A 25379-nucleotide genomic window follows, 5' to 3' on the forward strand; every position below is an offset into this window, starting at 1 on the left:
GTTCAGTTGCCTCCTCCGAGTGGGGAGCGCGCATGGTGGGTATAGCTCAGTTGGTAGAGCGCCTGGTTGTGGTCCAGGAGGTCGCGGGTTCAAGCCCCGTTACTCACCCACAGACGGGTCAGGTGTGAACTTTCGACCAAGGGACCACCCTTGGAGGAAGTTCGCACCTGGCCCTATTTCTTTGCCTCGGCGGCCCACCAGGGAAAAGCATGGCGAGGGCCACACTTGCTCGGCGTGCTTACCGAGGCACGGAGACGCCCGCCGGAATCTCTAAGCGAGCGAGAGGAAGAGCTTCTCCAGCTCGTCGATGCGCTCGCCGTCGCCCGGCTCCTCGGCTAGGCACTCCTTCAGGGCACCGGCGACCACCAGGAAGCCAGCCCGGTCGACGGCCTTCGACACTGCGGAGAGCTGCTGCACGACGTCGCGGCAGTGGGCCTCGTCCTCGACCGCAGCGATGACGGCTGCCAGCTGGCCGTGCGCGCGCCGCAGCCGATTCACGATCTTGCGCTTCGCCTCCGGGTCGTGCGCCGCGACGATGTCTGGGCTGATGCTCATCGGATTCCTCCTGGGTTGACATCCACCATACTCCCCAGGGTATAGTTTGGATACCCCCCGGGGTATTCAACCTTCATCGACACCGCCAGGAGGGCGAGATGTGCAGAGCCGCGAAGTGCAACATCTGCGGGAAGACGACCTGGGCTGGCTGCGGCCAGCACGTGAACGACGTGCGCCGCACGGTCCCGGCATCCGACTGGTGCCCCGGCCGGCACACGCAGCGCGACATCGATGAGGCGAAGGCCTCGCGACCCGGCTTCCTCGCGCGCCTGTTCGGCCGCTGATCCACTGACGAGAGGACATCACCATGTGCGCACGCATCACCTGCGACCGCTGCGGCAAGCCGAGCTGGGCCGGATGCGGCCAGCACGTCGAGGAGGCCCTCGGGGGCGTCCCGGCGGCCGACCGCTGCCACTGCTGACGACTACAACGACGACGACGACGAACAAGGAGAGCATCATGCTGCTGGAGCGCATCTACGACGAGGACCTCGCACAGGCGAGCTACGTCATCGGTTGCCAGGCGACCGGCGAGGCGATCGTGATCGACCCCCGCCGCGACGTCGACGAGTACATGCGACTGGCCGACAAGCACGGCCTGCGCATCGCGCACGTCACCGAGACCCATATCCACGCCGACTACCTCTCAGGCACCCGCGAGTTCGCGGCGCGCACCGGTGCCCGCATGCACGTCTCCGACGAGGGCGGACCCGACTGGACCTACGGCACCGGCTTCGACGACGCCGACCGGATGCACGACGGCGACGAGATCGTCGTCGGCAACGTGACGCTGCGAGCGGTGCACACCCCCGGCCACACGCCCGAACACCTGTCGTTCCTCGTGACCGACGGCGCGCAGGCCCAGGAGCCGGGCTTCATGCTCACCGGCGACTTCGTGTTCGTCGGCGACGTCGGCCGACCGGACCTGCTCGACGAGGCGGCCGGCGGCGTCGACACCCGCTTCGAGGGCGCTCACCAACTCTTCGCGAGCCTGCGCGACCGCTTCCTGACACTGCCCGACTACGTCCAGGTGCTGCCAGCGCACGGTGCCGGCAGCGCGTGCGGCAAGTCGCTCGGCGCGATCGCGGCGACGACCGTCGGCTACGAGCGCGCCTTCTCGTGGTGGGCTCCCTACCTCGCCGCCGACGACGAGCAAGGCTTCGTCGACGAGCTACTCTCCGGCCAGCCCGACGCCCACGCGTACTTCGCCCGAATGAAGTCCCAGAACCGCACCGGCCCCGCGGTGCTCCACCCCCGCGCACCGCTCCCCGAGCGGTCCACTGCGGAGGTGCAGCACCTCCTGGAGCGCGACCTCGCGATCCTGGTGGACACTCGGGACCGCCGGCAGGTGCACGACGGCACCGTGGTCGGTTCCCTCAACATCCCGGGCGCAGCGAAGGCCGCGACCTACGGGGCGTGGGTCTACGATTCGGAGGCGGAGCACCGGCCGCTCGTTCTCCTCGCGGACGACCGCGAGGAGGCGGAGCGGATGCGCGACCACCTCGTGCGGGTCGGCATCGACGCCGTCGACGGTTTCATCCGCTCCCTCGACGGGCTCGAGCTGGTGCAGCCCCGACTGCTGCAGCCGGAGGAGCTCGACGGCCTCGCCGACGTGAACCTGGTCGACGTGCGCGGCAGCTCCGAGCACGCCGACGGGCACATCCCCGGCTCCGCGCACCTCAGCGGCGGCCGCGCGCTGTGGCACCTCGACGAGTTGCCCGCGGACGGCACCGTCGTGACGTACTGCCAGAGCGGCGTGCGCAACAGCGTCGTCGCCAGCGCACTGCGCCGGGCCGGCGTCGACGTCGTCGAGCTCGACGGCTCCTACCTCGGGTGGCTCCAGACAACCGGGCGCGAGCCGGCGACCAGCTGACCGCCGAGGATCGAGGCGCCCGATGACGCCGACCGCCACCATCGCCGTTCTTGCGCTCGCCCTGCTGGTCGGCATCAGCCTCGGCCTGCTGGGCGGCGGCGGCTCGATCCTCGCCGTGCCCATCCTGACCGCCGTCGGCGGCGTGGAGCCGCGAGCCGCCATCGCGTCGTCACTGCTCATCGTCGGCACGACGAGCGCCCTCGGACTGCTGCAGCACGCTCGCGCGGGCCGCGTGCGCTGGCGTGTCGGGGTAGTCTTCGGAGCGGCCGGTGTCGTCGGCGCGCTCGTCGGCGGGCTGCTCGGCCGCACGCTGCCCCCAGGCGTGCTCATGGTGCTGCTCGCCGGCACGATGATCGCCGCCGCGGTGGCGATGCTTCGCCGGCGCCCGCGTCACGACCGGGCGGAGCCCGCTCGGCCGCGCATCGCCCTCGTCCTCGTGCTCGGAACGGTTGTCGGCTCACTCGCCGGGCTGGTCGGCGCGGGGGGGGCGGCTTCCTCATCGTCCCCGCGCTGATCCTGCTCGCCGGCCTGCCCGCGTCGGCCGCGATCGGCACATCCTTGCTCGTCATCGCGATGCAATCGCTCGCCGGGCTCGCGGCCCAACCAGCACTCCCCGACATCCCCTGGGCGCTGGTGCTGCCGTTCACCGCAATCGCCGTGGCGGGCTCCTTCCTCGGCTCGGCGCTCACCGGCCGCATCCCCGAACGGGCACTGCGCACCGGATTCGCGGTGCTCGTGCTCAGCGTGGCCGTCGCGCTGCTCGTGCAGCAGCTCGCGCTCCACCTCCCGCTCACCTGAACGACACCGCTCACCGGAGAACACCATGACCAGAACCCAGCTCGCCGGCCTCGCCGGCCTCGCGCTCGCCGCCGTCACGACAGGCTGCGCATCGACGCCCCCTGGCAGCGTCGCAGCTCCAGCGGACGCCGTCGTCATCGACGTGCGCACCGCGCCCGAGTTGGCATCCGGTCACCTCGACGGCGCGGTCCTCCTCGACGTGTCGAACGGCGACCTCGCCGCGGCACTGCCCTCGCTCGACCCTGATGCGCCCTACTTCGTCCACTGCAGGTCCGGCAGCCGGTCAGCACAGGCGGTCGCGCTCATGCGCGAGGCCGGCTTCGCGGACGTCACCGACCTCGGCGCGCTCAAGAGCGCGTCAGCGGCGACCGGCCTCGCAATCGGGCGCTGACGCCGGCCCATCCGACCATCACCGATCCAGGGAGCAACCCCGAACATGACCACGCGTGACATCACCATCGAAACGATCGACTCGACCATCGCCGGCGACGGCATGGTGCTCCTCGACTTCTGGGCGGCATGGTGCGGCCCCTGCCGCAGCTTCGCGCCCGTCTTCGACCGAGCTGCCGCGTCGAACACCGACATCGTGTTCGGTAAGGTCGACACCGAGGACCAGCAGCAGCTGGCCGCGGCGTTCCGCATCACGTCCATCCCGACGCTCATGGCCTTCCGCGACGGGATCCTCGTCTTCTCGCAGCCCGGCGCGCTGGGCCAGGCCCAGCTCGACAGCCTCATCGCCGGCGTCCGCGCGCTCGACATGGACGACGTGCGCCGCCAGGTCGCCGAGCAGCGCGCAGCCGCCGAGGCGCCGTGACTTCCCGCCGCCGCGCCCCGGTCTGCGCTCCGGGAAGCATCGAACGCGTCGTGCAGGCCGCTGTCGGCGCGCTGACCGGCGCGTTCGCGCTCAGCAACCTGCACGACGCGCCGCTCGCCATCGCCGCCACGCTCGGCGCTGCGCTCCTCCTCACCGGCGCAGTCCGCGGCTGGTGCCCGGCATCGCTGCTCGCGCGAGTCAGTGCCACCGCCGCAGAGCACAACACGCTTGGCATCCCCGAAGCCCGCCAGCCGCTCGACCAGCGAGGCCCCCGCTAGAGCGCAGGCTTCAGCCGCCCCCTCGTGCTGCCTCGCCGATTGCTAGTCGTCGAGGACGTGTCGTGGGCCGTCGGTTCCGATGACGAGGGCTCCGGCGCAGTGCGCCGAGACGCACTCGCGCCAACGCCGCGGCGAGCTCGCGTGCAGATCGGCCCGCCAGCGCGGCCGAGCAGGATCAGTTCATCGGCCACGATCCGATGCCGTCACCGCATCCGCTCCGGCTGGCGGTGCGGATGCTGCGCGGTGTCCGCGGCGCGCCAGCGCGATCGTCCAGGCGACGCCGGCGAGGAGCAGTAGCCCGCCGGCGGCATTCCACGCGACGTCATACGGCAGCAGCTCCCCCGCCTCGGCTCGCGCGGCGCGCGGCATGCAATGGGGGACGGCATCGACATGCGCCCAGGGTTGCACGGGTACGGATCCTGGCTATCGGCGGACGCTCAGATCCCCATGGCGCCCGAGGCATTCTGCGCTCGTCCGGACGTCCTTAACACTCCCGGCTCCGACACCACGTCCAAGACGCTCCACCGCGAATCGGAGAGCGATGGCGCGGCATGCACCGGTACGACGCGGTCTCTTTGAAGCGACTCGATCGCCGGTCCGGGCCGCGGCGTCCTGCCGCTCCGGTGACGGCTCCCTCCGCCGGGGAGCTCAGCGCACTTGGCTTACCGCCACGCCGCCGGGCCGCCGGCGGGACGCATGACGTCCGGCTTCTCGGTACCAGCGCGCGCAGAAGAGCGCCACGATCGCGGCCTCGATCAGCTGCCCGCGTAGTACGTGAGCTGCGCGCCGGCTGCACGTCACCGACGGCATACAGGTCGGGAGGAGTGGCGAAGAGCGTCTTGGCGAGGATGCTGTGCGACGCCATCGTGGCGAGGGGTGCGACTGCGGTGATGAGGTGAGGCGCTCGATGCGGTGTCGAGTCGAGGCCGATGGCCGCGGTCGTCAGGAGGTAGCCCGCGAGGAGCAGGTGGGCGTGGACCGCCACGTGCACCAGCGAACCGGACTGCATCCAGCCGACCAGGGGTGTCGAATAGATCTGCCACAGTCCGCCGGCATTGAGACACGCTGCGGTGACGGCTCGCGTGTCGCCTCTCGCCTGGATGGACAGACGCGGGTCGGCGGGCGCCGCCCTCGCTCATCCACTCTTGTTCTCGAATACTCCTGGGGGTATAGTTGGATGCATCAGCGGGGACCGCGGATCGTGCCGGCACAAGCCTTCGGCCGACTCCCGCCCGCCCCGAGTCGCTTGGAGCAAGTCATGAGCTACGGCATCACCACGACAGTCGCCCTCCCCTTCGACGAAACGGTCACCGCGATCCGCGCGGCGCTCGCCACGCAGGGATTCGGCGTGCTGACCGAGATCGACATGGCGGCGACGCTCAAGGCGAAGCTCGATGTCGACATGCCCCCGCAGGTGATCCTGGGCGCGTGCAATCCTCCGCTCGCGCTCCGCGCGCTCCAGGCGGAGGAGTCCATCGGACTGCTACTCCCCTGCAACGTCACGGTGCGCGACGCCGGCGACGGTACGTCGGTCGTCGAGGCGCTCGACCCGAAGGTCATGGTCGGCGTCACCGGGAACGAGGCGCTGCGAGCGGTCGCAGACGAAGCGGCGGACCGCCTGGGCGCAGCGCTGGCCGAAGTCGGCAGCGGCAACGAGTGACGGCGCGACTGCGCCTTAAGCACGAGAACGGGGAGGTCGAAGCATGTTGATGGGCAACTGGAGCGGCATGGGCAACTGGGGCGGCATGGGCCCCGGAATGGGGTGGGTGTTCCTGCTCTTGATGATCGCGGGCATCGCGGCGCTCGTCGTCCTGACGGTGCGGCTCGCGACCGGCGGTCTGAACCGCGGAGGCCACCGGCCACCGGAGCCGCGAGGCGGATCGGCGCGCGCCATTCTCGACGAGCGCTACGCGCGTGGCGAGATCGACCACGCTGAGTACGACGAGCGAGTCGCACGCCTGCGCGACGCTCCTTGATGGAGCCGATCACCCGCCGCCAGGCTCTGCTGCTGGGCGCCTGCGGCGCCGCGGGCGTGGTAGTCGGTGGGCTCGGGCTCAGCAGCACGGGTCTGCCCTGGACCTCGCCCGATGCAACGCCCTCCGGGCCGCTGGCCGAGCCGAGCTCGCTGCGAAGCCGCGGGGGCGTGCTCCGCACCGAGCTGGTCGCCGCGGAGCACGAGAACGAGATAGCCGGCCGCAGGGCGCTCGTGCTCGGCTACAACGGCAGCGTCCCGGCCTCGACGTGGCGCGTGCGCCCGGGCGACCGCATCGAGGTCCGCCTCGAGAACCGTCTTCGCGAGCCGACCAATCTCCACACGCATGGGCTCCACGTCTCCCCGACAGGGAACGGAGACAATCCCCTCATCAGCCTCGCACCCGGCGAGGTGTTCGACTACCGCTTCGACCTTCCTCCCGACCACCCCAGCGGCGTGTTCTGGTATCACCCCCACCACCACGGCAACGTCGCCGATCAGATCTTCGGCGGCCTCTTCGGTGCCATCGTGGTCGAAGGCGACGCGCTCCCGGTCGCCCGCGAGCGGGTGCTCGTGATCTCGGACATCTCGTTCGCCGGCGGAGCCGTCGCTGCCGCTTCGGAGGCAGATCGCATGATGGGCCGGGAGGGCGACTTCCTGATGGTCAACGGTCAACTGCTGCCCGAGATCGTCGCGCGGCCGCGGGAGCGGGAGCGCTGGCGGATCGTCAATGCCTGCACGGCGCGCTACCTCCGACTCGCGCTGCCTGGTCAGCGGCTGGAGCTCCTGGGCATCGACTCCGGGCACGAACCGCGGCCCCGCGCCGTCGATGAGGTCCTGCTGGCTCCCGGCAACAGGGCGGATCTCCTGGTGACGATGCAGGCCGGAAGTGCCCAGCTGCGCACACTCGGCTACGACCGGGGCGCCGCCATGATGGGCGGGATGATGGCCGGCGGGGGCAGCTCCTCCGGCCCGGCGCTGCTCGCCTTCGTCGAAGTTCGCGGGCCCGACGCCGCGGTGCTGCCCGCCGTGCCCCCGCGCGCGCCCGACGCCGACCTGCGCTCCCGCACTCCCGACGCGCTGCGCGAGATCTCCTTCACCATGACCATGGGGATGGGCATGCCGCAGCAGGGCGGGATGATGGCCCTGGGTTTCGACGGGCGCGCATTCGACGCGGGGCGCATCGATCAGCGCGTCGGCGCGGAGACCGTGGAGGAGTGGACGATCCGCAACCCCACGCCGATGGATCATCCGTTCCACCTGCACGTCTGGCCGATGCAGCTGATCCAGGTGAACGGATCGGCGATCGACGGCACCCAGTGGCGGGACGTCGTGAACGTCCCGGCTCAGGGCTCGGTCGTGGTGCGCATCGACTTCGCACGGTTCACGGGCCTCACGGTCTACCACTGCCACATCCTCGATCACGAGGACCTAGGGATGATGGGAACGGTCAAGGCTGCATGAGCGGCGGCCAGCTGCTGGACACCGAGGTTCGCTACCTCACCGAAGACGACGAGTCGATCGATAGCCGGAGCGTTCGACCAGTTCAAGTCCGGTGGGCGACGGACCTATTTCCGTCCCCACTCTCCAATCAGTCACTTGCGTGGGCTCCCTCATCAGCGCCTGCCCAGCACGCTTACAGGGCACCGAGGCCAGCTCTCGAGCGTGCAGCCCTTCGCGGGGTACCCTCAGCGCATGCCATGCCCATGACCCCCCGCCGAACTGGCTGCACAACTCGGCCACGATGACGACGGGCGCGCAATCCGCGCCTTCTTCGTTACCCGACGACGGACGCGGGCACTTCAGCACACATCCCCTGCAAGCTGACGCCCGAGCAGGCCGAACGGGTGCGCGAGCGCTACGTCGCAAGGGCTGTCTGCTGTCGATGCCGCGCGGTGAGATAGAGCCGGTGCGCGGTGATGACGACCGCGAGCCAGCCCACTCCCAACATCCATGCGACGAGCACGTCGGTGAACCAGTGGTGGCCGAGGTAGATGCGGCTGATGCCGATGCTGACGGCGAACACCACGGCCACGGCGATGGTCGCGACCTGGACGACACGGCTCGACTGCCGCAGGAGCAGCATGTAGGCGATCGCGCCCGCAATCGCTGTGGCGTTGAGCGTGTGCCCACTTGGGAACGAGGGCGAATGCTCGAACGGTGGCACGGCGTCGTTGAACCCCGGCCGCACCCGCGCGACGAGTCCCTTGCCGACGACCGTCATCAGCAGCGATCCCACGCCCGCGGCCCCGATGATCAGAACCGGCGCCCAGTTGCGGCGACGCAGCGTCAGCACGACGATGGCGAGCACGGCGATGATCGGCATCACGATCACGCCGCCGATGTTCGTGTACCACGTCACCGCCGTATCGAGCCACGGCGACCTAACCGTCACGAACGCCGCGAGCACCGGACGGTCCAAGCCTGCGACGCCGTCGGATTCTGTCACCGCGTCGTAGACCCAGGCCGCCGCGAGCGTCGCGAGCGCTGCGACCACCGCGCCGACCGCCAGGATGAGGACGAGAGCCGCGTGAGGCCCGAGCAGCTCGCTCAGGCGGTGGACCATCAAAGCGCCGACCCGGCCGGCGCGCGACGGCCAACGGGTCAGATCCTTCGTGCCCAGGTGGCGCTCGACCTCGACTTCCGCGTCGGGACCCGTCTGCTTCGGGTCCTCGCGATCCCGCTGCATCGATGCTCCTGTCCGCCGGCCTGGAGCGATCCTGGCACGGCGTTCCCGATCGAGCACGCCTGCGGCGCTCGCACCTGAGAGCGCTCTCAGGTGGTCTCAGAGTCGCCACAGTGCCGGACCGGGAGTCTCATCACATCGACTCGATCACCGGGTCGGCCCGGACCGGCAAGGGTTCGGAAACCGAACAGGAGCACACCATGAAGAACCTCAAGAAGAAGGCAGCCGTGACCGGCATCATCGCCACGACGCTCGCCTTCGGTGGAGCCGGCCTCGCCATGGCGGCGAACCCCGACAGCACGCAGCCGTCGTCCTCGGCGACCGACGAGCAGGAACCGTCGTACACGGGCACCGTGCAGGCGCCGCAGGACGCGACCTCCCCCGACGGCACCGACACGGAGCTGTCCGAGGCCGACGAGGCCGCGAGCCTGCAGAGCCTCGCCACGGTCACGCCCGAGGAGGCGACGGCAGCAGCGCTCGCAGCGGTGCCCGGCACCGCCGGCGACGCGACGCTCGAGGACGAGAACGGCTACGTCGTCTACGAGGTCCAGGTGACCGCGGCCGACGGCTCCGTGATCGAGGTCAAGGTCGACGCCGGCGACGCGAGCGTGCTCGCGCAGGAGGCTGACGAGCCCGAGTGCACCGACGAGGCCACCGAGAACGGCACCGAGCAGCAGGACGAGACGGGCGAGAACGGCGCCGAAGACCCCAACACCTGACCCCCGACCACCGCCGGCGGAGCAACGCGCTCCGCCGGCGCTGTCGCACGCTCAGCGTCAGTCCGATGAATCAGGAGAATCACACGTGCCCGACGTCTTCCTCGCAGGCCTGCTCGACCCGGTCTCGCTCCTCACCGGAGCAGGGCCGTGGGTGCTGCTCGCCCTCGCCGCCATCATCTTCGTCGAGACGGGACTGCTGTTCCCCTTCCTGCCGGGCGACAGCCTGCTGTTCGCCGCCGGACTGCTGAGCCCGCAGCTCGGCCTTCCCATCCCGCTCGTGCTGGTCGTCGCGGCGGCCGCAGCCATTGCCGGCGATCAGATCGGCTACCTGCTGGGTCGGCGCTACGGTCGGCGGCTGTTCTCGCCTGACGCGAGGATCCTCAAGTCCTCATATCTCGAGCAGGCGGACGCGTTCTTCCTCAAGCACGGCGCGAGAGCGCTCGTGCTGGCTCGCTTCGTGCCGATCGCGCGCACCTTCGTTCCACCGGTCGTGGGAATGTCCCGCCTGCCGTACCGCACCTTCGTCCTCTGGAACGTGCTCGGGGCGGTCGCGTGGGTCGCGATCGCCGTGCTCGCCGGGCGGTGGCTCGGCGGCGTGCCGCGGGTCGCGCACAACGTCGACGCCATCGCCCTTGCGGTCGTCGCGATCTCTGTCGTCCCGCTGGTGATCGAGGTGGTGCGCGCTCGCCGAGCGGCACGCCTGCGCGACGCGGACTGAACGACCACGGGAGTGGAGCGCGGCAGTCACAATGGAACGCATGCGGGTGCTGCTTGTGGAGGACGAACGACGGCTGGCCGAGGCGGTCCGACACGGGCTGATCGCCGAGGCGTTCAGCGTCGACTGGGCCGACAACGGCATCGACGGACTGTGGAAGGCCAAGGAGCAGCAGTACGACGTCGTGGTGCTGGACATCATGCTGCCGGGCCTCAACGGCTACAAGGTGTGCGAGGGCATGCGCGCAGCCGGCATCTGGACGCCCGTGCTGATGCTGACGGCGAAGGACGGAGAATACGACCAGGCGGATGCCTTCGACCTGGGTGCCGACGACTACCTGATCAAGCCGTGCTCGTTCATCGTGCTCGTCGCGAGGCTGCGAGCGCTCGTGCGCCGCGGCGCGCCGGAGCGGCCGGTCGCGCTCAGCGTGGGCGACCTTTCGCTGGATCCGGTGCGCCACCGCGTCGAGCGCGGCGGGACGGAGATCGCGCTCACGCCGCGGGAGTTCGGGCTGCTCGAGTTCTTGATGCGGCACCCCGGCGAGGTCGCCACGAAGACGCAGATCGTGGAGGCGGTCTGGGACGCGGCCTACGAGGGCGACCACAACGTGGTGGAGGTCTACATCGGCTACCTGAGGAAGAAGATTGACCAGCCGTTCGGACGCACATCGATCAGGACGGTGCGCGGTGTCGGCTATCGACTCATAGCTCGGGACTGACCTCTCGAGTCCGGGTCCGTCCGCGTCGTCACGCCCGGCGTCACGCCTCGCGCTGCCGCGGCAGCGTGACGCGCAGCGCAGCTCCGGTGCCGCTGTCGACGACCTCGACCTTGCCGCCGTGAGCGAGCACGATCTCCTTGACGATCGCGAGGCCGAGTCCGGTGCCGCCCTCGTCGCGGGCCCTGCTCTCGTCCAGCCGCACGAAGCGGTCGAACACGCGCTCCCGGTCGGCGGCGGGGATGCCCGGCCCGTCGTCGCGCACTTCGATGACGGCAATGCCGTCCTCGGCTCGCACACTCAGCGCCACCACCTCGCGCGCGTGCCGCACGGCATTGTCGACGAGGTTCCGGACGGCCTGGGCCAGCTGAGGCGACGACCCAGAGACGCGCACCGCCTCGATCCTCGCCTCGACCGTCAAGGCGGTGGTGGAGCGGATGCGGTCGCGCTCGGCCGCGAGCAGATCGTCGAGGTCGACGTCATGCTGCTCTCGGGCGAGCCCCCGCTCGTCAGCTCGGGCGAGCAGCAGCAGCCCGTTCACGAGCCGCTCCATCCGTGTCGCCTCCTCGACGAAAGCCTCCGCGGCGGTCCCAGAGAGCGCCCCGTCGGGATGGGCGACGACCGTCTCCCCCATCGCCTTGATCGTGGCGATCGGGCTGCGCAGCTCGTGGCTGGCGTCGGCGACGAACCGCCGCTGCGAGAGCTGAGCCGCCTCCAGCCGCCCCAGCATCCCATTCATCGTCACGGCCAGCCGGCCGATCTCGTCCTGCGCCGCGGGGACGGGCACGCGCTCGGTCAACTGCCGTCCGCCGATCGCGGCCACCTTCGCACGGATGGCCTCCACCGGCTGCAGCGAGCGACCAACGAGCCAGTACGTCGAGACAGCGACGACGAGCACAAGGATGGGGTAGCCGATCGCCAGCAGCGGCAGCACTGCGGCCGTGCTCTCGTCCACCGACTCGAGCGACTGCGCGACGAGGACGGTGTACGTCCCGGTCGGCGTCCCGATGGCGGCGCGCGCGACTCGGTACGCCTCTTCCTCCTCCACCGGCAGCGTCGCATCGTCCCAGACGATCCCGTCGGCGGGGTCGAGGGGCTGGCCGAGCGCAGGCTCACCTTCCAGGTCGGCCGACTGGCTCGCCACGTCGCCGTCGGCGGTGAGGATCTGCACGACCGTGCCCTGGCGCGACGCGCTCTGCGCGGTCGACCCTAGCGACCGCGCCAGCGCGTCGGCGCTCGTTCCAGCCGGGATCGCCTCGAGCTCGACGAAGACCTCCTCGACGCGGTCCTGCACCGACGCCTCGACACTCGCGCTCAACGAGCGCCGCAGCAGCAGTACGAGCGCCGCCGAACCCAGCGCGAGCGCGACGGCGACGATGATGGTGGCGGCCAGCGCTGCTCGGGCTCGAACCCCGATGACGCCGCGCAGCGGCTCCGGCGCGCGAGACGAGCTCGTGCTGGTGCCGTGATTCATCGCTCCGCCCTTGCCATGGCCGAACGATATCCCAGCCGATTCAGCGGTGTGCTCGCGCCTGAGAGCGCTCTCAGGTGGCCAGGTCGGCCCGGATCGGCAGCGGTCCGCCGTGCCGCTCAGCCAATGGACGCGGGCACCTCGTAGTCGGTTGCGGCTAGGTCCAGCTCATCCGGTCCCGAATCGGCGTCGACGATCGAGACGGCGCTCGGACGTCAGACTGCTGAACCTGGGCGATGCTCATAGCCACGTCCTTCGCCTCCGGTGCGCTGAAACGGGCGCGCCAGACCTGCGCATCCACGGCGAGGCGCACCACCGCTCCATCGCGTTCGGCGAGCGGCTCAACAGCTCCGAGGCGAGCCAGGATGCGGCCCATCACCGGATCGTTGGGTTCGACGAGCATAGACCGCGCCATTCGCGCCGTTCGTTCGTCGGTCGCCAGTTCACTCAAGCTCGGCATCGTCGGTTCCTCTCGGCGTTCGTCACCGACGACGTGCGCCGACAGCCCTGGGGGATCAGCGGCGCGGAGGTGCGTTATGAACCGTCGCTGGCGTCGTCCATGATGAGCCCAGCCTCGACCAGCGCCGCTCGCACGGCCGTGCGGTGGACACCCATCCGGCGACCGATCGCCCGCATCGAGACTCCCGCTCGCGCAAGGCGCACGGCCTCCGCTTTCTCATCAATGCCGAGCCCGGGCCGACGGCTCGGTACGTTGCGACGACGGAGGTGGGAGAACACCGTGGCACGATGGATTCCGTACCGCTCCGCGAGGTGCTTGACGCCCATCCCGGCCAGGTAGTCGCCCACGAGAGCGTCCACCTCAGCAGCGGTCAGAAAAGTTTGAGCCGTCTCGACAGTCCTTACGACTGGCCCCCGATCGTCCCTCGGAGCGCTACTCAGGGGACGCCGCGAGACCTCGTACACACCACGATTCATGCGGTTGACTAGGGTCTTCGTCTTCGGGGAGGAGTTGCCGAACGTGCTACCCAGGCACCCCAAGGAGAACTCCATGATGCAGATGGCTGCCGAGGAGTTCGAACGCCTCGTCATCGACGAACTCGACCTGTTGCCCGACGACATGGTGGACGGCCTCGACAACGTCATCTTCGTGGTCGAGGATCGCCCGGAGGACGGCAGCCTCGACCTCCTCGGCGTGTACGACGGGGTGGCCCTGACGGAACGGGAGCAGTACGGCTTCGGGGAGATTCCCGACCGCATCGTGCTGTTCAGGGAGCCGCTGCTGGCGGCGTGCGCGTCGATCGAGCAGCTGCGCGACGAGATCCACATCACGCTCGTGCATGAGATCGCCCATTTCTATGGGATTAATGACGACAGGCTGCACGAACTCGGGTGGGCGTGAGCTCGAGCGGTACCCTGAGCAGATGACAGCGCGGTTCGGACGTTCCCTCGGGATCGCCCTCGGCGCGCTCGTCATCCTCGGCGCCGGCATCTACGGCCCGGCGACCCTGCTCGGACCCCTGCCCGCCGCCGAGCTCACTCTCCTCTCCCCCGCTCCTCCTCCGGCGAGCCCGGCGCCGCCGGTGCTTCCCGCCCACGGGGCGAGCGCACTGGTACGAGGCGCCGGAGACGAGCCGTTCGCGACCGCGGGCGTCGACGACGCGCTGCCGATGGCATCCGCTGCGAAGCTGGTCGAAGCCCTCGTCGTGCTGCGAAGCAAGCCGCTCGAGCCCGGCGCCGAGGGCCCCGCCGTTGCGATGACGGCCGAGGACTACCAGTCCTACATCGACTACGCCAACAATGGAGCACGCACCGTCGCGGTGTTCCCCGGCGAGAACTGGACGGAGCGGGAGCTGCTGCAGGCCCTGGTCCTGGGTTCCAGCAACAACCACGCCGACACGATCGCCCGCTGGGCTTTCGGCTCGGTGGATGCCTACCTCGAGAAGGCGAACGCCTGGCTGGCGGCGAACGGCCTCACCGGCACGCGCGTCGCCGACGCCACAGGCCTCGACGAGGACAGCGCCGGCACCGGCGCCGATCTCGCCCGCCTGGCCGTCCTGGCTTCGGCGCACCCGGTCATCTCGGAGATCCTGTCGCAGCCCGCCTCAGCGCTGGCAGACCGGCGCGGCGTGCAGAACACCACCGCCTACCTGCCCGAGCAGGGCATCACCGGCATCTCACGCAGTTACACGGATGCCGCGGGCGTCTGCTTTCTGTTCACGGCCACCGTCGACGCGGGTGGCGAACCGTTCTCGTTCGCGGGCGCGATCGTCGGCGAGCCCGACTACGACACCCTCACCGCCGACCTCACCGCGCTCATGAAGAGTGCCACGGCAGGTGTGCGGCAGCAGCCGATCCTCGCCGAGGGCACCGCATACGCGCGGTATGACACCGCCTGGGACCAGTCGGCGCGAGCCGTGGTCAAGACAGCGAAGACGCGCCTGGCGTGGGTGGGCGGGGCCGTTCCGGCGCCCACCGTCAAGACCGACCCCGTGACGACCCGGCGAGCCGGAAGCACGGTGGGTCACGCCAGCGTAGACCTCGACGGCCGGTCGGTGTCGTCGCCGCTGGTGCTCGATCGCAGCATCGGCGATCCGGGGCTCGGCTGGCGGCTGCTGCACCCCATCCCGATCCTCAGGGAGCTGATCGGCTCCCGCTCGAACGACTAGACGGCGTCGAGCTTCTGGTCGTCGTCCGACACCGACGGGTCGCTCTCGGGGGCGTTGAACGTGTACCGCGCGTGCAGCTCACCCTGCACGTCACGCGTGTCCACCTCGTAGTACCAGAACATCGATTCCAGGCCGTCGACGAGCGCCATCATCGTGATCTCCGGCTCCTGCTTGCCGTCGACCAGCGCGCGCTTCTCCGTGTCGCCCTCGAGGGGGCCGTCGATGAACTCGGCGATGTACTCTGCGTGATGTGCCTCAGGACTCATGGCTCCACGCTAGCCCCGAAACTCGGTGCGCAGGTGGATCGTTGCCTGCCGTTCAGGGGACTCCCGGTCACACCACGCGTCCCAATCGCGCTGCCACAGGTCCCAGTGGGAGGCGAAGACCGCGCCGTCGCGGGCGAGCGCGCGCTCCTTGCGGAGGGCGTCATCCGCCCCGAGCCAGACGCGCACGTCCGACAGGGCGACATTGGCGCGACGCAGTGTGCCGCAGCCCTCGACGATGACGGATCGGCCCGGGGCAACCTCGTGCCACTCGGCCGCGCGGCCCGCGTCCCAGTCGTACCGCTGCCAGCGCCCGGTCCTGCCGTGGCTGAGCGGCTCGAGCAGGTCGGCGGTGACCTGCTCGGCGGCGGGCGTGAGCCCGTGCCAGCCGGGATAGATGTCGTCCATCCGCACGAGCGTCGGCACGTCTTCGCCCGGCCAGCGAGCGACGAGGGTGTCGGCGAGAGTGCTCTTGCCCGCGCCGCTGGGACCATCGATGAGAACGACCAACGGATGCCCGTCGCGGCCCGGCGCATCCGTCACGGCAGCCAGCGCCGCTGTCGCCGACCGGTCAGCCGAGCACAAAGTTCCAGCTCCCGGTGAGCACCGACACGGTCGTGGCGAGGACCGCAACGAGCACACCGGCGGCCACGAGCGCCCACTCGCGCGCCCCGAACGCGGACGGCCGGGCCCAGGTGCGCTCCCCCGGTGCCCCGAACCCGCGCGCTTCCATTGCGGTGGCGAGCTTGCTGCCACGGCGGATGGAGAGCACGAGCAGGGCGAAGGCCTGGCCGGCGAACCGGCGCAGGCGGGAACCGTCAGCCACGCCCCGGGCCCGGCGTGCCAGCTCCAGGGCACGCCAGTCTTCGAGGAACAACCCGACCAGCCGAAGGCCCGCGAGCCCGCCGAGCACGAACCGGGCCGGAAGTCGCAGGACCTGGCCCAGGCCATCGGCCAGGTCGGTGGGATCGACGGTGATGAAGAGCACCACAGCGGGAAGGCCGATCGCGAGGATGCGAAGCGCGGTGGCGACGGCGAGGGCGATCGACCCGTCGGTGACGTGGATGAGCCCGAATGCCCAGTACTCCTGCCCGGAGGCCTGGCCGTACAGCAGCGTCGTGACTCCCGCGGCGGGGGCCGCCAGCCAGATCGGGACGGTGCGGAGCACCAAGGTGCGCAGGGAGACGCCGGCGAAGAGGAACAGCACGGATTCGCACGCCAGCGCGACCGCCGCGGAGACCCAGTCGATGCTGAGCACGAGCACCCCCGCGAGGAGGAGCGACGCGGCGAGCTTGGCTACCGGATTCACGCGCCGCATGCCGGCGGCGCGGCCGGGAGCGACGGCAGGCGCGAGCAGGGTCATCGCTGCACGCGCAATCCCGTGCCGTGGTCCTGATCCTGGTGCATGCCGCGCAGGGCATACTCCCGGTCAGCGAGCGCGCCGACGAAGTCCGCGTCGTGGGAGACCGCGACGATCCCGGTCCCGTTCGCGGCGAGTTCGGAAAGCAGCGCGACAATCTCCTGCCAGGTTCCGAAGTCCTGGCCGAAGGTGGGCTCGTCGAGGAGGAGCAGCGGCGGCCGGGCGGCAAGCACGGTGGCCACCGACAACCGCCGCTTCTCGCCACCGGAGAGCGTGAAGGGATTCGCCGCGGCGAGCGTGTCGAGGCGCAGCCGGGCGAGCAGGGCGTCGACGCGCTCGCTCACCTCTGCAGCAGCCAGGCCGAGGGCCCGCGGCCCGACGGCCAGTTCTTCCCGCACAGTGCCGGTGAGAAATTGGTGCTCCGGGTCCTGGAAGACGGTGCCGATCCGGCCGAGCAGCTGCTTCGAGGTCCAGCGGATGGGCTGGGGGCTGGCCCCCTGCGCGAGCGCCGGTTCCGCGCGCACGACACCGGCCAGCGGCGGCAGCAGCCCGCCGAGGGTGAGGGCGAGGGTCGACTTGCCCGCCCCGTTCGGGCCGGTGACCGCGAGCACCTCCCCGGCGTCGACGGTGACGTCGACTCCGGACTGCGCAGGCGCCGAGCGCGACCGGCCGACCGTGAGGGCCTCGGCCCTCAGCAGGGCGGGCCCACCGGCATCCGCTGTGCGAGCCGGCAGCCGGGGTGCGGCCCCCGGCACCCAGACGCCCTGCCCGGCGAGGAAGGCGCCGTGCGTCGAGAGGACGTCGTCGGGGCGGCCGTCGGCGAGCACGCCTCCCCCCGGCGCAAGAACGACGACGCGGTCGACGAGGTCCTGCCACACCGCCACGCGGTGCTCGATCACGACGAACGTGGCGCCGGTCTCGTCGAGCACGCGGGCAACGGATGCGCGCACCTCGCGCACGCCGTCGGGGTCGAGGTTGGCGGTCGGCTCATCGAGAAGCAGCAACCCGGGCTGCATGGCGAGCACGCCGGCCAGCGCGAGGCGCTGCTTCTGGCCGCCGGAGAGCGCCGACGTGGGATGCGAGAGCGGCACGTCGAGGCCGACCATGGCGAGGGCGTGGGTCACCCGCGGCCAGATGAGCTCCCGCGGAACGCCGAGGTTCTCGCACCCGAAGGCCACGTCGTCGCCCACGCGGGCGAGGATGACCTGTGAGTCCGGGTCCTGGAGCACGAGCCCCGCCGCGCCATGACGCCCACGCGCGTCGACGCCGTCGACGAGGAGCGTTCCGGTCTCCTCGCCCTCCTCCGCACCGCCCTGCACGCCGGCGAGGGCCTGCAGCACGGTGGACTTGCCGGCGCCGGACGCGCCGAGCAGCAGCACACGCTCCCCGGGCTCGAGGCGCAGGTCGAGGTCGCTCACCGCCCACGCGCGGCGACCGGCGTACCGCCACCCCCAGCCGTGGGCGTCGACCGACGCCGGGGCCCCCGGCGTGCGCGCGAGCACCGTCAGACCCGGGCGGTCGTCTCGCGGCCGGCCGCGAACCGGCTGAGCGCCCCGGTGCGCGCCAGCCCGCGCACCGCGAACCACGACAGCAGTCCGGCCAGCACGATGCCGGAGAGGATCGACGACACCGTGTAGATGCTCACGAAGGCGACGCCGGAGCCCGGGTACCAGAGGATGAGGTCATTGACCGCGAGGGCGAGGCCGGCGGCGGCCCCGGCGAGAAGGGCGACGCCCAGCCCGAACGCCCGGTAGAGGAACAGCGCGAAGATGATCTCCGCGCCGAGGCCCTGCACCAGGCCGGAGACCAGGGTGAGGGCCGCCCACTCGTTGCCGATGAGGGTCGACACGACCGCGGCGAGCAACTCCGTGTACAGGGCGGCGCCGGGCTTCCGGATGACGAGGCCGCCGAGCACACCGGCGAACAGCCAGCCACCGCCGAGGAGGGCCTGCAGCCCGGGCATGACCGGGGAGAGCAGGGCGGAGAGCGGGTTGTACGCCTGGTTCCAGACGACGAAGACCAGGCCGCTCGCGACGCCGATGACGCTGGCGATGACGATGTCGACGACCCGCCAGCGGACGGAGCGTTTCGTCCGTGCGGCAGTCTGGTGGGTGGTGAGTGATGCGTGCACTGTCGTGCCCTTTCCGTTGTGAAATGAGGGCACGGGTACGAGATGATCGGCCTCCCTGCGCTGGCATGATCCAGATCAGGTTCGACGGTCGAAGGTTGAGAACCTTCCTCTCAGCCCGGCTCACCGGACTCCCGTGTTTCAGCTCTTAGTATACCGCCGCTGCCGGCGTTCAGGCCGGGACCCCTGCGGGTCAGGGCGGCGACGCTCCCGGACGCCGCCGGTCGATCGCGCCGGGCGTCATGAGCGATGCCGGCTGCACAATGCCCATGCCGAAGCGGGCGGTGACGGAGTCGACCGCGCGTTCCGCCTCACGCCAGTCGTCGTCGGGGTCCCACAGCGCCAGGCCCAGTCCGCCGCCGTCGCCCAGCTGCTCCATCCGCACCCCGATGAGCCGCACCCGCGGCCGCGAGGCGGCCAGCGGCTCGAAGATCGCCATCGCCTCGTCGTAGATCCGGCGGCTCACATCCGTCGGCTCGGCGAGCGTGCGCGATCGCGTGACGGTGGTGAAATCGCCGTACCGGAGCTTGAGCACGACGGTGCGGCCCGTGACGCCCGCCCGGCGAAGCCTGGCCCCGACCTGCTCCGACAGCCGCAGGATCTCGCGGCCCAGCCGCGCGGCATCCGTCACATCGTGCTCGAACGTCATCTCGTGGCCGACGCTCTTCTCCTCGCGGTGCAGCGTCACCTCGCGTGGGTCGCGGCCCCAGGCAAGCTCGTACAGTTTGCTGCCGGAGGCGTCGCCGAGCGTCTTCTGCAGCACCGGCAACGGGGTGTTCGCGATGTCGCCGATCAACCGCAGGCCGAGCCGGGTGAGTGCCTGCTCGGTGGCCTGGCCGACGCCCCAGAGCGCCGAAACGGGCAACGGATGCAGGAAGGCAACAGTGTCCGCCGCCGGCACGACCAGGAGTCCGTTCGGTTTCGCCCGCCCGGAGGCGAGCTTGGCGACGAACTTGCTGGCTGCAGCCCCTACCGAGCAGGTGAGCCCGGTCTCCGCCTCCACCCGCCGGCGGATCAGCGCGCCGATCTCGGCGGGCGACCCGTGGATGCGGCGTGCGCCGGCGACGTCGAGGAACGCCTCGTCGATGCTGACCGGTTCGACCAGTGGCGTGACGTCCTCGAAGATCGCCATCACCCGCTTCGAGTACTCGCGGTAGCGGCTGCCGTGCGGCTCCAGCACCACCGCCTGCGGGCATCGGCGGAGCGCGACCGACATGGGCATGGCCGAATTCACGCCGTAGCGACGCGCCACGTAGTTGGCGGCGGTCACGACCGATCGGCCCGCCCGGTGGCCGACGATGACGGGTTTGTCGGCGAGCTCCGGGTGATCGAGCAGTTCCACGGAGGCGAAGAACGCGTCCATGTCGACGTGCAGGATGGTCGCCGCGCTGTCGTCGACAGTTGCGGTGGTGACCTGCCGGCCGCTGCCGTCCTGCTTGCTCACGGTCGGCGCCTCGCCGTTCCGGGTGTCATCGGGGGCGCTCCCAGCTCGCGATCGGGCCGTCGCGCAGCGTGAACAGCGGATGCGGGTCGGGTGCGGCCACGGCCTCCCATCGCCTCGCCACCTCGGGACTCCGGAGCGCCAGCTTGCCGGTCAGATGCCGCCACTCGTACGCGAGCTGCCCGGTCGCGAGCGGAATCGGCGCGACGGGCGCGACCGCGTCGCCGACGATCTTCTCCCGGTTGAAGCGGTAGCCGCGGGCGTCCGCCTCGGCGACGTACGCGGCGAGGAAGTGCGCCATCGCGGCGATGGGCTCGTCGTGCGCCGTGAACCGCTCCAGCTGCGGGTGCCGGCTGTACCCTCGCCCCGGGGCGACGAGAACCGACTGGGCCAGCAGGCTCTCCCGCCAGCAGGCGATGAGCGCCTGCCGGTCCAGGTAGCGCGGATGCACCGACCACAGTCTCATTCGGGTTCCGTCTCAGGAGAGGGAGGCCCCGAACAGCAGCCCGAGGACGTAGGTGATGGCGGCCGCCGCATAACCGATGAACAGCTGGCGCAGGGCACGGCGAAGCGGTGGCGCGCCGGAGAGGAGTCCGACGATCGCCCCGGTCGCGAGCAGGGCGAGTCCCACGAGCACCGACGCGAGGATGATCGCGGCGGCACCCGACATGCCGAACAGGTACGGCAGCACCGGGAGCAGCGCCCCCGAGGCGAAGAAGCAGAAGCTGGAGATGGCGGCGCTCAACCCCGTGCCGACTGCCTCGTGCTCGTCCGCGTCGATGTCGTCCGCGGCGCGGTTCTCGGCGAGGTCGAGCGCACCCGTTGCGACGTTCACCTGGCGCAGCATGTCTTCGGCGTGCGCGTGCGCCTCCGCCGGAGACATGCCGCGTGCCCGGTACACCAGCGCGAGTTCATTGGCCTCCAGGTCGAGATGCGGAAGCGCGGTGTGCGCCTGGGGGCTCGGCGTGGATGCCTCCAGCAGCTCGCGCTGCGATCGCACCGACACGTACTCCCCCGCGCCCATCGACAGGGCGCCGGCGAGGAGCCCGGCGAGCCCGGTGAACAGCACGGCGGTCGCCGGGATGCCGGTCGCGCCGACGCCGAGCACGAGGGCGAGGTTGCTGACCAGTCCGTCGTTGACGCCGAAGACCGCGGCACGGAACGTGCCCGAGAGCCGCTTGCGCCCCCGGGCGGCGAGCCCCCTCACGACCTCCTCGTGGATGCGCTCGTCGGCGGCCATGGCATCCGTCGCGTCGACGTCGGCCTCGTACGGCGACCGCGCCTCCGCGCTCTGCGCCAGCGCGAGCACGAAGACCGACCCGAACCGGCGGGCGAGGAAGCCGAGCACGCGGGTGCGCACGGCTCCCCGGCGGGCGGTGCCCACGCGGTCCCCGAGGAGCTCCCGCCAGTGCGCTTCGTGGCGGCCCTCCGCCTCTGCGAGAGCGAGGAGGATCTCCCGCTCCTCGCCGCTGCGCCGGGAGGCGAGGTCGCGGTACACCGCGGCCTCCGCCTGCTCGTCGGCAAGGTACTGCTGCCAGCGGCGGATCTCCGCCGCCGTGGGCTCGGCCGGGGTCATCGGGAGTGTCGCGTTCATCGCCGCCTAGCCGGCCGAACGCTCCAGGACGAGTTCACGCACCCGCGCGGCATCCGCCTGCCCCTTCATCGCCTTCATGACGGCGCCGATGACGGCACCGGCCGCCTGGACCTTGCCGTCGCGGATCTTGGCGAGCACGTCGGGCTGCGCCGCAAGCGCCTCGTCGATGGCGGCGATGAGCGCGGTGTCGTCGGAGACGACGGCGAGGCCGCGCTTCTCGACGACCTCGACCGGGGTGCCTTCGCCCGCGATGACCCCTTCGAGCACCTGCCGGGCGAGCCGGTCGGTGAGGGTTCCCGCATCGACGAGTTCGATGAGGGCGGCCACCTGCGCCGGGGCGACGAGGGTGTCGGCGGCCACGCCCTGCGCGTTGGCGAGCCGGGCGATCTCGCCGGTCCACCACTTGCGCGCGGCTGGCGCGGACGCGCCAGCGGCGATGGTGGCCTCGACCAGGTCGAGGAGTTCGGAGTTGACGACGTCCTGGAACTCGAGCGCTGTGAAGCCCCACTCTGCCTGCAGTCGCTTGCGCCGGGCCGCCGGCGGTTCGGGCAACGTGGCGCGGAGCTCCTCCACCCATTCCCGTGACGGGGCGACGGGCACCAGGTCGGGCTCGGGGAAGTAGCGGTAGTCGTCGGCGTCGGACTTCGGCCGCCCAGGGCTGGTCATCCCGGTGTCCTCGTGCCAGTGCCGCGTCTCCTGCGTGATGGTGCCGCCGGCCTCGAGCACGGCCGCCTGCCGCTGGATCTCGTAACGCACGGCACGCTCGATCGAGCGCAGCGAATTGACGTTCTTCGTCTCGGTGCGGGTGCCGAGCTGTCCGGAGCCGCGCGGCCGCAGCGACAGGTTGACGTCGCAGCGCACGTTGCCCTCCTCCATGCGCGCGTTGGACACGCCGAGGGCCTTGACGATCTCGCGCACCGAGGCGACATACGTCTTGGCGATCTCCGGAGAATCCGCTTCGCCGCCCTCGATCATGCGCGTGACGATCTCGACCAGCGGCACGCCACCGCGGTTGTAGTCGACGAGCGAGTACTCGGCACCGTGGATGCGGCCGGTCGCCCCGCCCTTGTGGGTCAGCTTGCCGGCGTCGTCCTCCATATGGGCGCGCTCGATCTCGATCGTCACCTCACGGCCGCTCTCGAGTTCGATGGTGAGTGCGCCGTTGAACGCGATCGGCTCGTCGTATTGCGAGGTCTGGAAGTTCTTCGCCGTGTCGGGGTAGAAGTAGTTCTTGCGGGCGAACCGGGAGTACTCGGCGATCTCGCAACCGAGGGCGAGGCCCAGGCGGATGCTCGACTCGATGGCCTGCTGGTTCACCTGCGGCAGGCCGCCGGGGAGTCCGAGGCAGGTGGGGCAGGTGTTGGTGTTGGCACCCTGGCCGAACTCGTTCGCGCAGCCGCAGAACATCTTGGTCTTGGTGTTGAGCTCGACGTGCACCTCGAAGCCGAGCACCGGCTCGTAGAGTTCGAGGGCCTTGTCGAGGTCCATCAGGCGGGCTTTCGCCATCAGACGGCTCCTTCTTCGCTGGCGAACATTTCGGTCGGTGTCAGCACGGGAGCCTGGCTGAGCAGGGGGCCTCCCCAGCTGGCTTCCAGCAGCTGCTCCAGTGCGGCACCGAAGGTGTAGAGCCGGGCGTCCTCCCCGGCCGGGGCCATCACCTGCAGGCCGGTGGGGAGACCGTCCTCGGGGGCGAGGCCCATCGGAAGCCCCATGCCGGGCACGCCGGCGAGGTTCGCCGGGATGGTGGTGATGTCGTTGAGGTACATGGCCATCGGGTCGGCGAGCTTCTCACCGAACCGGAACGCGGTGGTCGGGGCGCTCGGAGACACCAGCACGTCGACCGACTCGAACGCCGCGTCGAAGTCGCGCTGGATGAGGGTGCGTACCTTCTGGGCGCTGCCGTAGTACGCGTCGTAGTACCCGGCGGAGAGGGCGTAGGTGCCGAGGATGATGCGGCGCTTGACCTCGGGGCCGAATCCGGCTTCGCGGGTGGCCGCCATGACGCGCTCGCTCGTGAGCGGGCCGTCCTCCGGGTTCACGCGGATGCCGAAGCGCACCGAGTCGAAGCGGGCCAGGTTGCTGGAGGCCTCGGCAGGGAGGATCAGGTAGTAGGCCGCGACCGCGTACTCGAAGTTGGGGGCGCTCACCTCCACGATCTCGGCGCCCGCGGCGGAGAGCAGCGCGAGGGTCTCCTCGAAGCGCTGGGTGACGCCGGCCTGGAACCCGGCGCCGTTCAACTCCTTCACCACGCCGACGCGCATGCCGGCAAGCGCGCCGTCGGCGAGCCCGGCCTGCGCGGCGGCGGCCATGGACGGCCAGGCGCTCGTGAGCGAGGTGGAGTCGAGCGGGTCGTAGCCGCCGATGACGTCGTGCAGCAGGGCCGAGTCGAGCACCGTGCGGGAGACGGGACCGACCTGGTCGAGCGAGGAAGCCAGGGCGATGGCGCCGTAGCGGGACACGCCGCCGTAGGTGGGCTTGACCCCCACCGACCCGGTGACCGCGGCGGGCTGCCGGATGGACCCGCCGGTGTCGCTGCCGAGCGCGAGCGGCGCCTCGAAGGCGCTGACCGCTGCGGCGGAGCCGCCGCCGGAGCCGCCGGGGATGCGCTCGAGGTCCCACGGGTTGCGGGTGGGACCGTAGGCGGAGTGTTCGGTCGAGGAGCCCATGGCGAACTCGTCCATGTTGGTCTTGCCGAGCGGGACCAGGTCGGCGGCGCGGAGCCGCGCGACGACGGTGGCATCGTACGGCGGAATCCAGCCCTCGAGGATCTTCGAGCCCGACGTCGTGGGCATGTCCCGCGTGGCGAGGACATCCTTGATGGCGATCGGCACGCCGGCAAGGGGGCCGAGCTCCTCGCCCGCACCGCGACGCGCGTCGACCGCCGCTGCGGTGTCGAGGGCGGACTGGCGTGCCACGTGCAGGAACGCGTGGATGTCGGCGTCGACCGCGTCGATGTGGTCGAGGTGCGCACGGGTCACCTCGACGGCGCTCACCGAGCCGTCGGAGAGCATCGCGCCGAGGGTGGCCGCGGGAAGTTTGATCAGGTCGCTCATGCGTTACTCCTCGTCCAGGATCGCGGGCACACGGAACTTGTCGCCGTCACGCGCCGGGGCGCCGGAGAGGGCCTGTTCCACCGTGAGCGAGGGGCGAACGACGTCTTCACGGAACACATTGGTCAGCGGCATCGGGTGGCTTGTGGCCGGGATGTCGGGCGTGGCCACTTCGGAGACCTTCGCCACCGAGTCGACGATCTGCACGAGATCGGCGGTGAGGTGGTCGATCTCCTCCGGGCTGAGGTCGATCCGGGCGAGGTGTGCCAGGTGGGCAACCTGCTCGGCCGTGATTTCAGACATGAAACTCCGATTGTTGGT

At 70.7% G+C, this 25379-nt stretch carries 33 protein-coding genes and 1 tRNA gene; 16 read left to right on the forward strand and 18 right to left on the reverse strand.

The features are described from left to right. Window positions 1-35: 35 nt before the first annotated feature. Window positions 36-108, forward strand: a tRNA-His gene (locus EEJ31_RS10945). Between the two features lie 162 nt (window positions 109-270). On the opposite strand, the gene EEJ31_RS10950 is transcribed toward EEJ31_RS10945, so the two are convergent. Further along, on the reverse strand, window positions 271-555 hold the full coding sequence (locus tag EEJ31_RS10950; RefSeq protein ID WP_016465089.1) for a metal-sensitive transcriptional regulator: 285 nt from the start codon (window positions 553-555) through the stop codon (window positions 271-273). Between the two features lie 98 nt (window positions 556-653). Here EEJ31_RS10950 and EEJ31_RS10955 point away from each other — a divergent pair, with 98 nt between their 5' ends. The 7 genes from EEJ31_RS10955 to EEJ31_RS10980 all read left to right on the forward strand — a co-directional run bounded on the left by EEJ31_RS10955 (window position 654) and on the right by EEJ31_RS10980 (window position 4317). Further along, a complete protein-coding gene (locus EEJ31_RS10955; RefSeq protein ID WP_016465088.1) occupies window positions 654-839 on the forward strand; it encodes a hypothetical protein in 186 nt (61 codons plus the stop codon). 175 nt (window positions 840-1014) lie between these two features. Then, window positions 1015-2427, forward strand: a complete 1413-nt coding sequence (locus tag EEJ31_RS10960; RefSeq protein ID WP_123046342.1) for an MBL fold metallo-hydrolase — start codon at window positions 1015-1017, stop codon at window positions 2425-2427. 22 nt (window positions 2428-2449) lie between these two features. Further along, window positions 2450-2941: a sulfite exporter TauE/SafE family protein gene (locus tag EEJ31_RS14215; protein ID WP_267897622.1), complete on the forward strand. Its 492-nt coding sequence runs from the start codon at window positions 2450-2452 to the stop codon at window positions 2939-2941. Between the two features lie 14 nt (window positions 2942-2955). Next, entirely contained in the window at window positions 2956-3225 is a 270-nt protein-coding gene (locus EEJ31_RS14220; protein WP_267897623.1) for a sulfite exporter TauE/SafE family protein, read from the forward strand. Window positions 3226-3250: 25 nt separating this feature from the next. Continuing rightward, a complete protein-coding gene (locus tag EEJ31_RS10970) occupies window positions 3251-3616 on the forward strand; it encodes a rhodanese-like domain-containing protein (RefSeq protein WP_016465084.1) in 366 nt (121 codons plus the stop codon). Between the two features lie 45 nt (window positions 3617-3661). After that, entirely contained in the window at window positions 3662-4039 is a 378-nt protein-coding gene (locus EEJ31_RS10975; RefSeq protein WP_016465083.1) for a thioredoxin family protein, read from the forward strand. Then, the gene (locus EEJ31_RS10980; RefSeq protein ID WP_016465082.1) at window positions 4036-4317 is read left to right on the forward strand and encodes a YgaP-like transmembrane domain; all 282 of its coding nucleotides are present in this window, start codon (window positions 4036-4038) and stop codon (window positions 4315-4317) included. The genes EEJ31_RS10975 and EEJ31_RS10980 overlap by 4 nt, the downstream gene beginning before the upstream one ends. A gap of 180 nt (window positions 4318-4497) precedes the next feature. Here the strand turns inward: EEJ31_RS10980 and EEJ31_RS13775 are convergent, their stop codons facing one another. Together EEJ31_RS13775 and EEJ31_RS14315 are read right to left on the reverse strand one after the other, a co-directional pair. After that, complete coding sequence (locus EEJ31_RS13775) at window positions 4498-4725, reverse strand: hypothetical protein (protein WP_143187273.1); 228 nt, start codon at window positions 4723-4725, stop codon at window positions 4498-4500. Window positions 4726-4801: 76 nt separating this feature from the next. Then, the gene (locus EEJ31_RS14315) at window positions 4802-5425 is read right to left on the reverse strand and encodes a cytochrome c oxidase assembly protein (protein ID WP_123046343.1); all 624 of its coding nucleotides are present in this window, start codon (window positions 5423-5425) and stop codon (window positions 4802-4804) included. 150 nt (window positions 5426-5575) lie between these two features. On the opposite strand from EEJ31_RS14315, the gene EEJ31_RS10990 reads away from it, so the two are divergent. From EEJ31_RS10990 to EEJ31_RS11000, 3 genes are read left to right on the forward strand one after another with little or no spacing between them, the layout of a single operon-like run. Next, window positions 5576-5977 (forward strand): DUF302 domain-containing protein, encoded by a 402-nt coding sequence (locus EEJ31_RS10990; RefSeq protein ID WP_016465080.1) that lies wholly within the window; start codon window positions 5576-5578, stop codon window positions 5975-5977. A gap of 49 nt (window positions 5978-6026) precedes the next feature. Further along, window positions 6027-6293, forward strand: a complete 267-nt coding sequence (locus EEJ31_RS10995; protein WP_071645089.1) for an SHOCT domain-containing protein — start codon at window positions 6027-6029, stop codon at window positions 6291-6293. Further along, complete coding sequence (locus tag EEJ31_RS11000) at window positions 6293-7753, forward strand: multicopper oxidase family protein (protein ID WP_123046344.1); 1461 nt, start codon at window positions 6293-6295, stop codon at window positions 7751-7753. Before EEJ31_RS10995 ends, EEJ31_RS11000 begins: the two co-directional genes overlap by 1 nt. A gap of 394 nt (window positions 7754-8147) precedes the next feature. Here the strand turns inward: EEJ31_RS11000 and EEJ31_RS11005 are convergent, their stop codons facing one another. Further along, on the reverse strand, window positions 8148-8978 hold the full coding sequence (locus tag EEJ31_RS11005; protein WP_033107199.1) for a phosphatase PAP2 family protein: 831 nt from the start codon (window positions 8976-8978) through the stop codon (window positions 8148-8150). 197 nt (window positions 8979-9175) lie between these two features. On the opposite strand from EEJ31_RS11005, the gene EEJ31_RS11010 reads away from it, so the two are divergent. The 3 genes from EEJ31_RS11010 (at window position 9176) to EEJ31_RS11020 (ending at window position 11127) form a co-directional block, all read left to right on the forward strand. Beyond that, window positions 9176-9694 carry a PepSY domain-containing protein gene (locus EEJ31_RS11010; RefSeq protein ID WP_016465076.1) on the forward strand — a complete coding sequence of 173 codons (519 nt, stop codon included), beginning with the start codon at window positions 9176-9178 and terminating at the stop codon, window positions 9692-9694. Window positions 9695-9779: 85 nt separating this feature from the next. Continuing rightward, window positions 9780-10412, forward strand: coding sequence for a VTT domain-containing protein (locus tag EEJ31_RS11015; protein WP_016465075.1), 633 nt, complete (start codon window positions 9780-9782; stop codon window positions 10410-10412). Between the two features lie 40 nt (window positions 10413-10452). Next, complete coding sequence (locus EEJ31_RS11020) at window positions 10453-11127, forward strand: response regulator transcription factor (protein ID WP_033107200.1); 675 nt, start codon at window positions 10453-10455, stop codon at window positions 11125-11127. Between the two features lie 40 nt (window positions 11128-11167). Here EEJ31_RS11020 and EEJ31_RS11025 read toward each other — a convergent pair whose 3' ends face one another. From EEJ31_RS11025 to EEJ31_RS11035, 3 genes are all read right to left on the reverse strand, one after another. Further along, window positions 11168-12598, reverse strand: coding sequence for a sensor histidine kinase (locus EEJ31_RS11025; protein ID WP_123046345.1), 1431 nt, complete (start codon window positions 12596-12598; stop codon window positions 11168-11170). Window positions 12599-12752: 154 nt separating this feature from the next. Then, window positions 12753-13046, reverse strand: coding sequence for a hypothetical protein (locus EEJ31_RS13995; RefSeq protein ID WP_199727331.1), 294 nt, complete (start codon window positions 13044-13046; stop codon window positions 12753-12755). An 83-nt stretch (window positions 13047-13129) separates the two neighbouring features. Then, window positions 13130-13414: a helix-turn-helix domain-containing protein gene (locus tag EEJ31_RS11035; protein WP_177243847.1), complete on the reverse strand. Its 285-nt coding sequence runs from the start codon at window positions 13412-13414 to the stop codon at window positions 13130-13132. Window positions 13415-13607: 193 nt separating this feature from the next. On the opposite strand from EEJ31_RS11035, the gene EEJ31_RS11040 reads away from it, so the two are divergent. Continuing rightward, window positions 13608-13955, forward strand: a complete 348-nt coding sequence (locus EEJ31_RS11040) for a metallopeptidase family protein (RefSeq protein WP_407643239.1) — start codon at window positions 13608-13610, stop codon at window positions 13953-13955. A 22-nt stretch (window positions 13956-13977) separates the two neighbouring features. Continuing rightward, a complete protein-coding gene (locus tag EEJ31_RS11045) occupies window positions 13978-15222 on the forward strand; it encodes a D-alanyl-D-alanine carboxypeptidase family protein (protein ID WP_158603949.1) in 1245 nt (414 codons plus the stop codon). Here the strand turns inward: EEJ31_RS11045 and EEJ31_RS11050 are convergent. From EEJ31_RS11050 to gatC, 11 genes are all read right to left on the reverse strand, one after another. Next, entirely contained in the window at window positions 15219-15488 is a 270-nt protein-coding gene (locus EEJ31_RS11050; RefSeq protein WP_123046348.1) for a hypothetical protein, read from the reverse strand. The genes EEJ31_RS11045 and EEJ31_RS11050 overlap by 4 nt on opposite strands. A gap of 9 nt (window positions 15489-15497) precedes the next feature. Next, on the reverse strand, window positions 15498-16070 hold the full coding sequence (locus EEJ31_RS11055; RefSeq protein ID WP_123046349.1) for a nucleoside/nucleotide kinase family protein: 573 nt from the start codon (window positions 16068-16070) through the stop codon (window positions 15498-15500). Then, the gene (locus EEJ31_RS11060) at window positions 16057-16848 is read right to left on the reverse strand and encodes an energy-coupling factor transporter transmembrane component T family protein (RefSeq protein ID WP_123046350.1); all 792 of its coding nucleotides are present in this window, start codon (window positions 16846-16848) and stop codon (window positions 16057-16059) included. Before EEJ31_RS11060 ends, EEJ31_RS11055 begins: the two co-directional genes overlap by 14 nt. Next, window positions 16845-18347: an ABC transporter ATP-binding protein gene (locus tag EEJ31_RS11065; protein ID WP_233563854.1), complete on the reverse strand. Its 1503-nt coding sequence runs from the start codon at window positions 18345-18347 to the stop codon at window positions 16845-16847. The genes EEJ31_RS11060 and EEJ31_RS11065 overlap by 4 nt, the downstream gene beginning before the upstream one ends. A 2-nt stretch (window positions 18348-18349) precedes the next feature. Beyond that, window positions 18350-18976, reverse strand: coding sequence for an ECF transporter S component (locus EEJ31_RS11070; RefSeq protein ID WP_123046351.1), 627 nt, complete (start codon window positions 18974-18976; stop codon window positions 18350-18352). 190 nt (window positions 18977-19166) lie between these two features. Further along, complete coding sequence (locus EEJ31_RS11075; RefSeq protein ID WP_123046352.1) at window positions 19167-20417, reverse strand: DNA polymerase IV; 1251 nt, start codon at window positions 20415-20417, stop codon at window positions 19167-19169. Between the two features lie 25 nt (window positions 20418-20442). Further along, window positions 20443-20880, reverse strand: coding sequence for a pyrimidine dimer DNA glycosylase/endonuclease V (locus tag EEJ31_RS11080; protein ID WP_123046353.1), 438 nt, complete (start codon window positions 20878-20880; stop codon window positions 20443-20445). 12 nt (window positions 20881-20892) lie between these two features. Next, window positions 20893-22008 carry a VIT1/CCC1 transporter family protein gene (locus EEJ31_RS11085; protein ID WP_199727332.1) on the reverse strand — a complete coding sequence of 372 codons (1116 nt, stop codon included), beginning with the start codon at window positions 22006-22008 and terminating at the stop codon, window positions 20893-20895. Window positions 22009-22014: 6 nt separating this feature from the next. Continuing rightward, a complete protein-coding gene (gene gatB, locus EEJ31_RS11090) occupies window positions 22015-23514 on the reverse strand; it encodes an Asp-tRNA(Asn)/Glu-tRNA(Gln) amidotransferase subunit GatB (RefSeq protein ID WP_123046354.1) in 1500 nt (499 codons plus the stop codon). After that, complete coding sequence (gene gatA, locus EEJ31_RS11095) at window positions 23514-25061, reverse strand: Asp-tRNA(Asn)/Glu-tRNA(Gln) amidotransferase subunit GatA (RefSeq protein ID WP_123046355.1); 1548 nt, start codon at window positions 25059-25061, stop codon at window positions 23514-23516. Before gatA ends, gatB begins: the two co-directional genes overlap by 1 nt. A gap of 3 nt (window positions 25062-25064) precedes the next feature. Then, on the reverse strand, window positions 25065-25361 hold the full coding sequence (gatC, locus tag EEJ31_RS11100; protein ID WP_123046356.1) for an Asp-tRNA(Asn)/Glu-tRNA(Gln) amidotransferase subunit GatC: 297 nt from the start codon (window positions 25359-25361) through the stop codon (window positions 25065-25067). Window positions 25362-25379: the final 18 nt, after the last annotated feature.

Source organism: Cryobacterium tepidiphilum, assembly GCF_003716325.1.
In the GTDB taxonomy this organism is placed as follows: Bacteria; Actinomycetota; Actinomycetes; order Actinomycetales; family Microbacteriaceae; genus Cryobacterium; species Cryobacterium tepidiphilum.

Excerpts from the sequence above, each read along its gene's own strand:
- EEJ31_RS11040 (WP_407643239.1), top strand. The coding sequence starts at position 13,608 with ATGCAGATGGCTGCCGAGGAGTTCGAACGCCTCGTCATCGACGAACTC.
- EEJ31_RS10950 (WP_016465089.1), bottom strand. The coding sequence starts at position 555 with ATGAGCATCAGCCCAGACATCGTCGCGGCGCACGACCCGGAGGCGAAG.
- gatB (WP_123046354.1), bottom strand. The coding sequence starts at position 23,514 with ATGGCGAAAGCCCGCCTGATGGACCTCGACAAGGCCCTCGAACTCTAC.
- gatC (WP_123046356.1), bottom strand. The coding sequence starts at position 25,361 with ATGTCTGAAATCACGGCCGAGCAGGTTGCCCACCTGGCACACCTCGCC.
- EEJ31_RS11080 (WP_123046353.1), bottom strand. The coding sequence starts at position 20,880 with ATGAGACTGTGGTCGGTGCATCCGCGCTACCTGGACCGGCAGGCGCTC.
- EEJ31_RS11045 (WP_158603949.1), top strand. The coding sequence starts at position 13,978 with ATGACAGCGCGGTTCGGACGTTCCCTCGGGATCGCCCTCGGCGCGCTC.
- EEJ31_RS11060 (WP_123046350.1), bottom strand. The coding sequence starts at position 16,848 with ATGACCCTGCTCGCGCCTGCCGTCGCTCCCGGCCGCGCCGCCGGCATG.
- EEJ31_RS11020 (WP_033107200.1), top strand. The coding sequence starts at position 10,453 with ATGCGGGTGCTGCTTGTGGAGGACGAACGACGGCTGGCCGAGGCGGTC.
- EEJ31_RS10970 (WP_016465084.1), top strand. The coding sequence starts at position 3,251 with ATGACCAGAACCCAGCTCGCCGGCCTCGCCGGCCTCGCGCTCGCCGCC.
- EEJ31_RS11010 (WP_016465076.1), top strand. The coding sequence starts at position 9,176 with ATGAAGAACCTCAAGAAGAAGGCAGCCGTGACCGGCATCATCGCCACG.
- EEJ31_RS10975 (WP_016465083.1), top strand. The coding sequence starts at position 3,662 with ATGACCACGCGTGACATCACCATCGAAACGATCGACTCGACCATCGCC.
- EEJ31_RS11000 (WP_123046344.1), top strand. The coding sequence starts at position 6,293 with ATGGAGCCGATCACCCGCCGCCAGGCTCTGCTGCTGGGCGCCTGCGGC.
- EEJ31_RS11050 (WP_123046348.1), bottom strand. The coding sequence starts at position 15,488 with ATGAGTCCTGAGGCACATCACGCAGAGTACATCGCCGAGTTCATCGAC.
- gatA (WP_123046355.1), bottom strand. The coding sequence starts at position 25,061 with ATGAGCGACCTGATCAAACTTCCCGCGGCCACCCTCGGCGCGATGCTC.
- EEJ31_RS14215 (WP_267897622.1), top strand. The coding sequence starts at position 2,450 with ATGACGCCGACCGCCACCATCGCCGTTCTTGCGCTCGCCCTGCTGGTC.
- EEJ31_RS11005 (WP_033107199.1), bottom strand. The coding sequence starts at position 8,978 with ATGCAGCGGGATCGCGAGGACCCGAAGCAGACGGGTCCCGACGCGGAA.
- EEJ31_RS10960 (WP_123046342.1), top strand. The coding sequence starts at position 1,015 with ATGCTGCTGGAGCGCATCTACGACGAGGACCTCGCACAGGCGAGCTAC.
- EEJ31_RS11025 (WP_123046345.1), bottom strand. The coding sequence starts at position 12,598 with ATGAATCACGGCACCAGCACGAGCTCGTCTCGCGCGCCGGAGCCGCTG.
- EEJ31_RS11085 (WP_199727332.1), bottom strand. The coding sequence starts at position 22,008 with ATGAACGCGACACTCCCGATGACCCCGGCCGAGCCCACGGCGGCGGAG.
- EEJ31_RS10995 (WP_071645089.1), top strand. The coding sequence starts at position 6,027 with ATGGGCAACTGGAGCGGCATGGGCAACTGGGGCGGCATGGGCCCCGGA.
- EEJ31_RS10990 (WP_016465080.1), top strand. The coding sequence starts at position 5,576 with ATGAGCTACGGCATCACCACGACAGTCGCCCTCCCCTTCGACGAAACG.
- EEJ31_RS10955 (WP_016465088.1), top strand. The coding sequence starts at position 654 with ATGTGCAGAGCCGCGAAGTGCAACATCTGCGGGAAGACGACCTGGGCT.